The organism is Nostoc mirabile CHAB5784, assembly GCF_020829645.1.
In the GTDB taxonomy this organism is placed as follows: domain Bacteria; phylum Cyanobacteriota; class Cyanobacteriia; order Cyanobacteriales; family Nostocaceae; genus Nostoc; species Nostoc mirabile.
This window is the reverse complement of sequence record NZ_JAIVFS010000090.1, coordinates 23,528-34,650: the sequence shown is the minus strand read 5'-3', so window position 1 is coordinate 34,650 and position 11,123 is coordinate 23,528. Positions and strand designations below refer to the sequence as shown.

The window sequence follows — 11,123 nt, the reverse complement described above, 5'->3', positions numbered from 1 at the left end:
TACTATTAAAAATCCGACCATTCGGTTTTTATTTGTAGCTTTAGCTTTTTTAATTATTAACGTTTGGATTTATCTAGTATGGCATTATGTCAGCCGTTTAAAAAGAAGTACTAGACAAGTTTTTTCTGATTTATTTACACTCAAACAAATGCTTGAATTTTTACGCCAAGCAGTAGACCGCAACTATGGGGTAGCCTGCGAAGTTTGTTTACCGTCCGGCTGATTTTGGTTGATTTTTGGAGTTTATAAATAAGCTAAACTTATCTTTTATTCAAGGCATTCAGCTTTTACACATTTCTTCAAAAACGGTATTATACGCTACTATTTTTTAGCGATCGCAAAACTTTTCGGTCTACTGAATTTCAAGATCAGGAGTAGATGTAGTTTTCTTGCGAGTCTGCTTCTTTTTAGGGGCTGGCTCTATGGGGATCTCGTTTGCTGTTATGGTCGTAAATTCTTGCGGTGCAGGTACGTTTGGCTTTTTCCGAGTCCGCTTTGTTTTAAGTGGTGACTCTGTTTTCGATGAAGTGATTTCACTACCGACGAACGGAGTTTCATGGGTAAGGGCACTAGTCGGTACATCCGTCGAACCCATTCCTATTTGTAGCAAATGCCATAAGTGTTCGCGGCGGCTCTCCATATAGCTAAGTTTTTGTTCGCCCTCAGTTGCTTCTATTGCCATGCGTTCGCACTGCGCTAGCGTTAGGGTATGTTCGTGTAATTGTTACTAAATAATCCTCTAAATCAAAAATTTGCTTCTTCACCCCAATACTTTACAAAAATTCCAGGACACATCACTAGAACTATGTTCTGGTGCGAAAGCAACCCTTACCTTTTTGGCTAATTGATTAATTTTACTTATGTAATAGCTCTAAACAAGTTTTTGACAAAGCGTATTAAAAAATACAGTTTTTTAGGCAATAATCAGATTTACAGGTATCAATCATAGAGCGATCGCAGAACTTTTCGGTCTACTGATGGTCAGTAGATCGAAAACTTTTGTAAGTTGACGAAATAATCAGGGTTTCAGCCGACATTTTGGGGCTGATGATCGCGATCGCTTGCACTGCACTCTTAACCCACCAACAACACCCGTTCCTTGAAAAGCAGACTCTAACAGGATTGCGACAAATTGTGTTCCTAAACTTAAATGAACAGCTGGTAAGGGTTCTGGAAAACTTTTCGATCTACTGACATTGGATTATGACGTAACTCTTCATGGTCGTTCAAATCTTCGTATCCCATGACTAACTGGAGTTTAGACTAGTCAGGAGTGCGAAACTCCAAACCTTTACTGCAATTGATGTACATCAAATATAAGCGCACCCACCCAAAACTTCAGCAGGATATTTATAGTACTTTTGAACTAAATATGTGACTAAGTGAATCAAGGATGTGATCGCCGACGGTAGGCGGAACGCCATTGCTGGAGAGTGCATTGTAGGCGATCGCTCTTATAAAATAATAAATTGACGAGCGCGATTTTCTCTTCTTCAAGCTTCTTGGAATAAAAATGATGAATCTCAATGAAAGATGAATTTTTGTAAATTATTTTTGAGAAAATTTTAATAGTTAATCGTTTTTAAGTATGTTTTTGATTAGTACTTTCTTTGCAGGCTCAATTGATAGTTTATCTAAAACGAAAAATCAATCCGGTCGCCAAAAAAGAGAAAAAGCCTACTCTAAATTGATTGAGATGCCTGATTTCTGGATCATTTATTTCTTGGAACACTCTTAAGCTTAAACCAGCATCGGATGTTACCTGTCCCCCCTTGAAATTAACTACGACTGGGGGTGACTTTGTCCGTTCAAATTTGAAGTGTTTTGGGAGCGATCGCGTTGCTGGTGGAGTCATCCTAAAAATCACTAAAAAGCTTACCATGTAGGCATTGTAGCAGTTTTTGTCTCCTTTTTTTCAGAGTTTGTCAAAAGAGGCAAGGGAGCAGGGGGCGCTTTGCTTAGGGGAAAGACTGAGACGGAGCTTGTACTCCGCCCCAGTTCAAGCGTCCTTTATGACGGGGCAACTCTAGGAGACGCTCCGCGAACGTACCCGTGTTTCGCTCCGCTTCACGCTCAAGGGATAGGCTTGCTCCCCCAGCAAGAACTGCTCCCTTCCCCCCTGCCTCTTCGGTGAGAAATCCGGGTCAAAGAGTTAACTTACCACTTTGCAACATCTGAAGTACTAAAGCACGACAACTAAAGCAATCACAGCCAAATTTGGCGATCGCCACATCCCCAACTGTATGACTAGAAGACTGGTCAAGCGACTAGAGCAACTGGGTCATCGAGTTACTCTTGAATCTCAAACCTCTACTCAAGTTGTTAGCTGCGGTGAACAAGAAACTTCAAAAGTAAATCGATCGCCCCGAAAATGAGTGACTGTGTACTCAAATAAGTGGTCATGCTGGTCACGAACTTGGCTTTTAGTTGTTAGCATTGGTGCACCAGGGGGAATTTTTAAAAGTTTCGCTTCTTCTTTGTAAGCCGCCTGGGTTTCAATCTGAGTACGAGTACGACGTGGCTCAATCCCATAGTGATTCCGCAGCAAACTGTAGAGAGATTGAGACCTATAAATCAGTATAGGTAAGTCGGGAAATTTTTCCGAGAGTAAATAAGAAACACTGATACATAAAGGATTCCATTCGGGTACAGTAGTATCCGTCATTGCCAGCGATGCCACGCGGAGAAATTTTACTTGGAATAGAGAATTTCCGATATTAGTTTCAAGTAAATTGGCAAGTTGTTCGCTAGCAGGAATTAATTTGCTACTAAGTATTCGGATACAGGGAAGATAACCTAAGTTGAGCAAACTTTGAGTAAAGTTAGTTTTAAAATTGAGAGAATAATCAATTTTTTGTTCTTTTACAAAAGCACCGCGCCCTTGTATTCTGTATACTAAATCTTGGTCAACTACATATTTAATTGCCATGCGAGCGGTAAAGCGATGAACACCGTAGTGCGCGGCCAATTCGTTTTCCGAAGGTAGGCGATCGCCCGGAAGATAATCTCCAGCTTGGATATCTGCAATTAGCTTTTCAGCTATCTGATGGTAAAGCGATTCACCTTTTTGCTGTTGCTTTGTAGACTTCATGAAGAATCCATCCTAATTCAATAATCAAACTTTTATTAGTTACCTGTACGTTTTCTGCTCTACTCTTTTTCTCAGATATTCTTCTAGCGGTTGAGAGGATCTGGAGCGTAACTGTTGTGTTTATTGACTAAAACTGTTTCTACGGATTCCTTTATTAGCATAAAGGAATTAGAATCAGACTGAAAACTTTGCATTGTAAGACTTATACTGCTATTTCATCTAAAATGCTTACAAAAAAATACCTTTAGAGGATGTTTGAAAAGTTCTCTTATCAGTAGCAAAACGTTCTATATCCCCCTAAATTCCCCTTCAAAATGGGGACTTTGATTCCGGTTACCTGCTGGCTATGGGGGATCAATAAGTGCCTAAAATCACAGCAAACTACTTTTCAAACAACCTCTTAAAACTTTTGAATACTCTTTTGCATAAAGGTACATAAAGCTCTAAGATTTAAATGTTACTATTTATTAGATTTATGCTGAAAATAATAAAAAATTATTAACAAGATTATAAAAATCAATTAAATTTTGGTTAATCTTTTTTTAAAAAAGCTCATTTATTGTGCTGAAGCTAGGAGACTATCACTAAAAACGTGTGACTTTCCTGTCTTTAGGAATGTAGATTAAACAGAATGCAAAATTTTAGAATTTCAGAATGCAAAATTTCTCTTTTCTAGGGGAGGTAGGATAAGCGGTGGCTTGGCTTGTAAACGCCTACTCCTACGTCGAAGCAAGCCGAGGAAGCGTCTACGACGAAAGCCGCGGCTCATCCTGCCTCTTCTATGAAAGTTGCACTTTATTAAATCCACGATCCTTAGTGACAACCTTCCTATAGGACTCCTATCTGATTTCTGAACAAAATTTCAGACAAAACGGGCTTTTCAGTCTCAGTATGTTTTCATAAATCTTTGGAGGAGTCCTATTGTTCGGCCACAGGTTAAGGTCATTAACCATTTGTAAATAAGCAATAATACTTAAAATTTAGTCAAAAATCGGGCTGGGAAACACAATTTTTAAGCCAGCGATGCCGAGGCTGGCGTAGGTGCAGCGTCATATTTCAAAGTATCGTCCATCCTTGTCTTTATATCCCTGTATAAAGTTAAATTTAATACTTAATGGACTACCTTATTGACAGCTTAATTACTGTTGACAAAACTAATTTTGCCTTAAGGTGTCAGGAATGAGCAAATGTGCACCTGTCACGAATGCTCTATACAAGTAGAGTAGCTTGTATAGTTCAGCTCATAAGTAACTTTTAATATAACTGCCCCTTTGAATTTAAGAAACGAACTGTAGATTAAACATAAGACAAATCGAGGTAACAATTTTCGCATGGTTCTCAACGGTTCCTGCTCTATAGTGTGACCTCTGACTTAACAAGCTTAATCCGATAGTAAATAACCGCCAGATTTGATGGGTTTAGCCAAAAAATCAATGCCTTAGTTAACTTAAACTATTTCACTTAATTTGGAGATTTTAATCATGTTTCGCAGAAAATATATAACTACCATTGCAGTCTTGCTATCCTCTTTAGCAGTTGGGAGTCAGGTTAGCCGTCAAGGAATAAGCTCCTTGCTGCAAGGTCAATTCAACTTCCCAGTGGCTTCGGCTCAAAACCGTCCCATTGTCTTGGGATTAATTCCTGCTGAAAATAACCAAGAAATGGTGCAAAAATTTGAGCCAATGCGAGTCTATTTGGAGAAAAAACTTGGTCGCTCTGTCAAAGTCTTCACTGCTACTGACTATGCAGGTGTGATTGAAGCTATGAGAAAAGACCGGGTAGATGTCGCTTGGTTTGGGCCACTGTCTTATGTGCTAGCCCAGCGAGAATCAGGAGCAGAAGCTTTTGCGGTAGGTGTTCGTAAAAATGGTCAATCTACATACAAGAGTATATTTGTTGTGCCTGGTAATTCCCCCGTTAAATCTCTGAAAGATTTAAAAGGTAAAAATGTTGCTTTTGTCGATCCAGCGTCTACTTCTGGAGCATTAGTACCCAGCTATATAGTTAAGAAAAGCACGGGTAAGATGCCTCAACAGTTTTTCGGTAAACTTACTTATGCTGGTTCTCATGATGCTGCTGAACTAGCAGTTAAAAACAAAACAGTAGATGCAGCAGCTGACAACGACATCACCTACGAAAAGATGCTTTCTCAAGGGTTAATTACCAAACAAAGCAATCGTATTCTGCTTTCTTCTAACCCCTTACCTGGTTCTCCTTTAACATACCGTGATGACTTGGATACAGCCACCAAAAAGAAAATTCGGGAAGCTATTTTAAATGCCCACAAAGAAATTAAGGTAACTGGCTACGGTGATCTTCTGCGTTACGATTCTGCTACTCCTAGTGACTATCAACCAATCCGGGATATGGTCAAGGATCTGGGACTAGCACGCGAACAACTACTTAAGTAATCTCTTTAAGCAAGTGGACAAAATTATTGAGTTTCACTTGCTTAATTAAACCATGCTCAAGGATTAAGTTTCTTCTCTACGAGACGGTACGCGAACATTTTGAACTTTGAATTCCTTATGTCTTTGATACAAATTAAACAAGTTAGTAAACGCTACGAAAATGGGTTTCAGGCTCTACATCCTACAACACTGACAATCAATTCAGGTGAATTCACAGTCATTTTAGGACCTTCAGGTGCAGGTAAATCTACACTTCTGCGTCTCTTGAATGGTTTAGAAACCCCTAGTAGTGGTGAAATTATCATTGCCAATTCTCAACTTACAAAAGAAAATCTACGTCGCCTTCGCGCTCAAGTTGGCATGGTCTTTCAACAATTTAATCTGGTGGGTCGCTTGAATGTCATGACTAACGTCCTCACTGGAAGACTTTATCACCGTTCTTGGTGGGAAAGCCTAGTTTACCTGTTCCCGAAAAAAGACTATGAAATAGCTCATTGGGCATTAGCGCGGGTAGATTTGACAGAAAAAGCCTGGAATCGTGCTAGTAGATTATCTGGAGGTCAGCAGCAACGAGTAGCGATCGCTCGTGTTTTAGCTCAACAACCAGCACTAATTTTAGCAGATGAGCCTGTAGCTAGTCTCGACCCAGTAACCTGCGAAGAAATTATGAAATTGCTACAAGAAATTTGTCAAAAAGATGGGGTTACTGTTGTCGCTAGCTTACACCAAGTTGGCTTGGCTATACAGTTTGCTGAGAGGATTATTGGCATCAATCAGGGTCGAGTCGTCTTTGACGGTACAGCTGCAGAATTATTTCATCAACAAGAAATTCTCGAAACCATTTATCGACGTGCGGATGGAAGTTTAGATGAAAACTTTAACATGGAAATGGCGTTGGCCAAGTCTTGATGGTCTACCTCCTCTTTCTCTGGTTGCTTTGGTGTTAGTTATTCTGCTAGCTCTTGGCAGTACCGCTACTATTGTGGAAGTGGATTTAGTGAGGATTTTTCAATCTACAGGAAAACTCTTTGAATTTATCCGACAGTTATTTGCTGTTCCTGATTGGGATTATTTTCCAACTCTCGGAACAAAAATGTTGGAAACTTTAGAAATTGCCTTTTTAAGTACAACTTTTTCTCTGCTTTTAAGCCTACCTTTAGGAATACTTGCAGCTCGCAATAGTAGTCCAAATCCAGTCGTTTACCACATCAGCCGCAACTTACTTTCTCTAATGCGTGCTTTACCAGAAGTGGTATGGGCATTGGTATTTGTCTCAGCCGTAGGATTGGGTTCATTACCTGGAATAATGGCACTTACTTTTGTCACCACTGGCTTTATGGCGAAGTTTTTTGCTGAAAGTATTGAAGTAGTAGATCCCAAATCTATTGAAGGGGTAATATCAACAGGTGCGAGTTGGTTACAGTTAATAACCTTCGCAATGCTTCCTCAAGCTTTCCCTGATTTAATTGGCACACTTCTCTACATTCTTGACCATAATGTGCGTTCAGCAACAATTGTTGGTTTGGTAGGTGCTGGAGGAATTGGATATGAGTTAGTGTCATCTATTCGCCTGTTTAACTACAGTCAATTAATGATGATTATAGTGTCAGTTTATCTGGCTGTAACCGTCCTAGATAGACTATCTAACCAATTACGATCGCGGGTGATTTAAAGATGGTATTTAAAACTTCTCAACTCCCCCCACTGCCGAAAAAACCTGCAAATTTAATTTTCCTTTGGTTGGGATTCTTGTTAATTTTTGTCGGATTAGTAATTGCCCATTTGGAGATTTCATTTACAACTTTACTCTGGGGTTTTAGCGATATTTTTGAATATCTGGGACGGTATCGATCGCCTAATTTCACGGAGTTAGGCAAGTATCTAGGATTGATGGGACAAACTTTAGCGATCGCGCTTTGGGGAACAGTGTTAGCTTTTGTGATTAGTGTCATTTTTACCCCACTTGCTGCCAAAAATATTTCTCCTCATCCCATGATTTATCGCACCGTGCGAGAGTTACTGACTTTCTTATTGGCGTTACCCGATTTAGTATTAGCCCTAATATTTGTAGCTGCTTTAGGGCTTGGGCCTTTACCTGGAGTTTTAGCTTTAGGGTTACATACATCAGGATTCTTAACAAAATTTTTTTCTGAGAGTATGGAGCGAGTTAATCCAGGAATCTATGAAGCAATTAACGCTACTGGTGCTAACTTTCTTCAGGTCGTTATGTTTGCAGCTTGGCCTTCAATTCTTCAAGAGGTAGTTGGTTACACGCTCTACATTTTTGACCGAAATGTCAGAGTGGCAACGGTATTAGGATTGGTAGGAGCGGGAGGAATTGGTTTAGAGTTAAATGCCAATTTGCGCTTTTTTCAATATGACCAAGCTGCTGCTTTAATTCTGATCATTATTATTACAATCGTTGCCATTGATTACCTTTCCGCTTTGTTAAGAAATAAACTTTCATGACAATTCCTTCTCGAAGCCTTTGGATTAAAGCTTTAACTGCTTATTCACCTGAAAAGCTGCAATTTTTAGCAGAAGATTTAATTTCTAGTTGGGAAGTCAACTACAAATCTTTACCCCAGGCTGGCTTGAGTCTGCTGCAAATGGAAGATGGGGTGTTTCACGAACCATATTACTTAGGAGAAATTCCTATAGCAAGTGCATGGATAGAACTCACCAATTCAAGCAATGAAAGCTTTGAAGGTGCTGCTCAGGTAATGAGTGATTCTATTGAGTTAGCTGTAGCTTTAGCTGTATGTGATGCGGTGATGGCTCATCAATTACCTGGTTGGCAAGAAGTTGCAGATTTAATTCAACAAGGCATAGAAAAAAGTGCTTGGGAAGAAGTACAACAAGGTGCAATGTTGGCAAAAACTAAAGTGAATTTTTCTTTAGTCAACCAGGAGGAAGATGATGCTGAAGATTGAGGCTATCTGGCAAGGAGAAAGTCAACAAAAGATTTTTAGGAATTTGTTGCATTGTATGAGTTTGCCGGGAGAAATTGCTGATTTAAGCCAGTATTTAGGAAAGTCTTCAACTTTGGTAGGAGTGTTAGCAACGCTAGTCGATAAAACTGTAAGTTGGAGCGATAAAGATGGGTTGGTGAATAAAAGTGATCGCTATCTTCTGCAAGCACCTATAACCTGTGAAAAAACTGCAAAATTTGTAGTTAAAGATGCTACTAATCCGCCTAACATGAATTTCTCTCCTAACTTAGGAGAATTGTCTAACCCAGAAAAAGGAGCTACTTTAATACTTCAAGGAACAGCAGTTAATCTCGGAAATATATCATTTCAATTATCGGGGGCTGGCATCAAAAAAACGCGCCTTATTCATCTCGCTGGATTTCATCCATTATGGTTCGTGCTTCGTCAAAATTGGGTAGAAAATTTTCCCTTGGGAGTAGACATGATTCTGGTAGATTCAACTTGCATTATGGCATTACCGAGAACTACTCAAATCAAACTGAATGATTTCGCTAATACTCAAACCTCCATTAACTTATTCTGAATTCTGACTTCTGCATTCTTCTTAAAAATTTTAAATCGACTATGGGTTATATTGCGATTAAAGGCGGCGAAACGGCTATCGAAGAAGCAATTAAATTACTAGACTACTTGCGAACACAAAATAGCACCGAGTCTCCCCTATCTTTAGAAACAATTCGTCATCAATTGCACTTTTTACATAGTCGAGTTTTGTCAGAAGGAGGCTTGTATCATCCAGAGTTAGCCTCACTAGCAATTAAGCAAAGTGCTGGTGATACTTTAGAAGCCGCTTTCTATTTGAGGGCTTATCGTTCAACTCGTCCTCGATTGGGTGAAACTCCTCTGCATAATGGCAAAGCTATACGTCTTATCCGTCGCATTTCTGCCGCATTTAAGGATATTCCGGGTGGGCAGATGTTGGGTCCAACATCGGATTATTTACAGCGTCTCTTTCGCTTTGAACTGCTAGATGAATCGCCCGATACTTTTCGTAAAATAGCCAAAAGTTGGCTGAAAGAAACACCATACGAAATATTACCGACTACCTTTCCTAAAGTTTTAGATAGCTTACGTCAGGAAGGGTTGTTACCACCATTTATTGAACATTATCAACCCCCGTTTGATATTACACGGGAACCTCTAATTTTCCCAGTTTCACGTTCTGCCGCATTAGCAACAATGGCACGGGCTGAGACAGGTTCTATTTTAGCCATCGCTTATTCTAATATGCGCGGCTATGGGGATATTCACCCCACTGTCGCCGAGTTGCGAGTCGGTTACTTACCAATTCAATTACCACATCCCGTGACAGGTGAATTAATTGAAATTGGAGAGGTACTGATGACGGAGTGTGAAGTTATCGCGATGTATGAACTGGATGAAAATAAAGGTAAACCTACCTTTGGGTTAGGATATGGAGCTTGTTTTGGGCATAACGAAGTAAAAGCGATCGCTATGGCTATTTTAGATCGCGCCCTCCAAAAAGGTACAAAACAAGGACCTAGTAACCCCTCTGAAGACCCCGAATTTGTCCTTTTACATATCGACGGCATTGAGTCAATGGGTTTTGCCTCTCACTACAAAATGCCGCACTACGTCACATTTCAATCTGACCTAGATAGGCTCCGTACTACTCAAAATAATTACAAAGATGAGAAATGAACCCACAAACACAATTTTTAACCAACCAAAATGTAGAAATAGAAAATTCGGTGTTTGTAGATGCCAAAAATGGTACTTATCCACTTCAAAAGAATGCTTATGGCTATCAGTTTGGCTTTCTAGATGAAGATGCCAAAAAAGAAATTCGTCGTAGTCTCCTCAAAGCTGTTGCTATTCCTGGCTATCAAGTCCCCTACGCCTCCCGCGAGATGCCAATTGCCAGGGGATTCGGCACAGGCGGATTACAAATTAGTCTCTCCCTAATTGGTACTGATGACACTTTCAAAGTCATAGATCAAGGAAGTGATGATTCTGTTAATGCCATCAATATGCGTAAATTTACTGCTACAACTTGTCCAGGGATAAAACTAACTAAACACACCCAAGAAGCAACCCTAATTCAAACCCGCCATCGCATTCCAGAAATTCCTTTAAAGCTTGGGCAAATTTTAGTTCTGCAAGTTCCCTATCCTGACCCTTTAGTAGTTGTAGAAGCAAGTGAAGAAAAGCGTAAAATTATGCATAGTGAGGGAGATTATGCCCGTCTTTGGGTAAAGCTTTATGAGGACATGGTGAAATTTTCTGAAATTACTATTTCTCACCGCTATCCTACGCGCATTAACGGGTTTTATGTAATTGACCCTTCGCCAATTCCTCGTTTTGATGTGCCAAAACTGCACCAATCTGAATGTTTGTATCTATTTGGCGCTGGTAGAGAAAAGAAAATTTATGCAGTACCGCCTTATACCAATGCTCAACCTCTCTCCTTCAGCGATATTCCCTTTCGAGTGGAAGATTTTAGTGATGAAAAAGGTCAGCGTCGTGCTTGTTCAAGGTGTGGTTCTACTACTAGTTTTCTGGATGAAGTTATCAATAACACAGGAGAAAAAGTTTATCAATGTTCTGATAGCGACTACTGCGATGTAACATTGAGTAGAAAGAATAAAAAATAAAGAATATCAACTT

Annotated in this window: 11 protein-coding genes and 1 pseudogene; 9 read left to right on the top strand and 3 right to left on the bottom strand. The window is 39.7% G+C overall.

The genetic code is table 11. The annotated features are described in order from the left end of the window. Positions 1-223 (top strand): annotated as a pseudogene (locus tag LC653_RS34620) (ISH3 family transposase); the annotation flags it as partial. 129 nt (positions 224-352) lie between these two features. Here LC653_RS34620 and LC653_RS34615 read toward each other — a convergent pair. The 3 genes from LC653_RS34615 to phnF form a co-directional block, all read right to left on the bottom strand. Continuing rightward, positions 353-682 (bottom strand): hypothetical protein, encoded by a 330-nt coding sequence (locus LC653_RS34615; RefSeq protein ID WP_229499375.1) that lies wholly within the window; start codon positions 680-682, stop codon positions 353-355. A 948-nt stretch (positions 683-1,630) separates the two neighbouring features. Continuing rightward, positions 1,631-1,882: a transposase gene (locus tag LC653_RS34610; protein ID WP_229499377.1), complete on the bottom strand. Its 252-nt coding sequence runs from the start codon at positions 1,880-1,882 to the stop codon at positions 1,631-1,633. A 432-nt stretch (positions 1,883-2,314) separates the two neighbouring features. After that, a complete protein-coding gene (phnF, locus tag LC653_RS34605; protein ID WP_229499373.1) occupies positions 2,315-3,091 on the bottom strand; it encodes a phosphonate metabolism transcriptional regulator PhnF in 777 nt (258 codons plus the stop codon). A 1,481-nt stretch (positions 3,092-4,572) separates the two neighbouring features. Here phnF and phnD point away from each other — a divergent pair. The 8 genes from phnD to LC653_RS34565 all read left to right on the top strand — a co-directional run bounded on the left by phnD (position 4,573) and on the right by LC653_RS34565 (position 11,110). Beyond that, positions 4,573-5,502 (top strand): phosphonate ABC transporter substrate-binding protein, encoded by a 930-nt coding sequence (gene phnD / locus LC653_RS34600; protein WP_229499371.1) that lies wholly within the window; start codon positions 4,573-4,575, stop codon positions 5,500-5,502. A 117-nt stretch (positions 5,503-5,619) separates the two neighbouring features. Then, entirely contained in the window at positions 5,620-6,411 is a 792-nt protein-coding gene (phnC, locus tag LC653_RS34595; RefSeq protein WP_229499369.1) for a phosphonate ABC transporter ATP-binding protein, read from the top strand. Further along, positions 6,371-7,174 carry a phosphonate ABC transporter, permease protein PhnE gene (gene phnE / locus LC653_RS34590; RefSeq protein WP_229499367.1) on the top strand — a complete coding sequence of 268 codons (804 nt, stop codon included), beginning with the start codon at positions 6,371-6,373 and terminating at the stop codon, positions 7,172-7,174. The genes phnC and phnE (LC653_RS34590) overlap by 41 nt, the downstream gene beginning before the upstream one ends. A gap of 2 nt (positions 7,175-7,176) precedes the next feature. Further along, positions 7,177-7,971, top strand: coding sequence for a phosphonate ABC transporter, permease protein PhnE (gene phnE, locus LC653_RS34585; protein ID WP_229499365.1), 795 nt, complete (start codon positions 7,177-7,179; stop codon positions 7,969-7,971). Beyond that, entirely contained in the window at positions 7,968-8,435 is a 468-nt protein-coding gene (gene phnG, locus LC653_RS34580; protein ID WP_229499364.1) for a phosphonate C-P lyase system protein PhnG, read from the top strand. Before phnE (LC653_RS34585) ends, phnG begins: the two co-directional genes overlap by 4 nt. Beyond that, a complete protein-coding gene (gene phnH / locus LC653_RS34575) occupies positions 8,419-9,018 on the top strand; it encodes a phosphonate C-P lyase system protein PhnH (RefSeq protein WP_229499363.1) in 600 nt (199 codons plus the stop codon). Before phnG ends, phnH begins: the two co-directional genes overlap by 17 nt. A 41-nt stretch (positions 9,019-9,059) precedes the next feature. Next, complete coding sequence (locus LC653_RS34570; protein WP_229499362.1) at positions 9,060-10,157, top strand: carbon-phosphorus lyase complex subunit PhnI; 1,098 nt, start codon at positions 9,060-9,062, stop codon at positions 10,155-10,157. After that, entirely contained in the window at positions 10,154-11,110 is a 957-nt protein-coding gene (locus LC653_RS34565) for an alpha-D-ribose 1-methylphosphonate 5-phosphate C-P-lyase PhnJ (RefSeq protein ID WP_229499361.1), read from the top strand. Before LC653_RS34570 ends, LC653_RS34565 begins: the two co-directional genes overlap by 4 nt. Positions 11,111-11,123 lie beyond the last annotated feature (13 nt).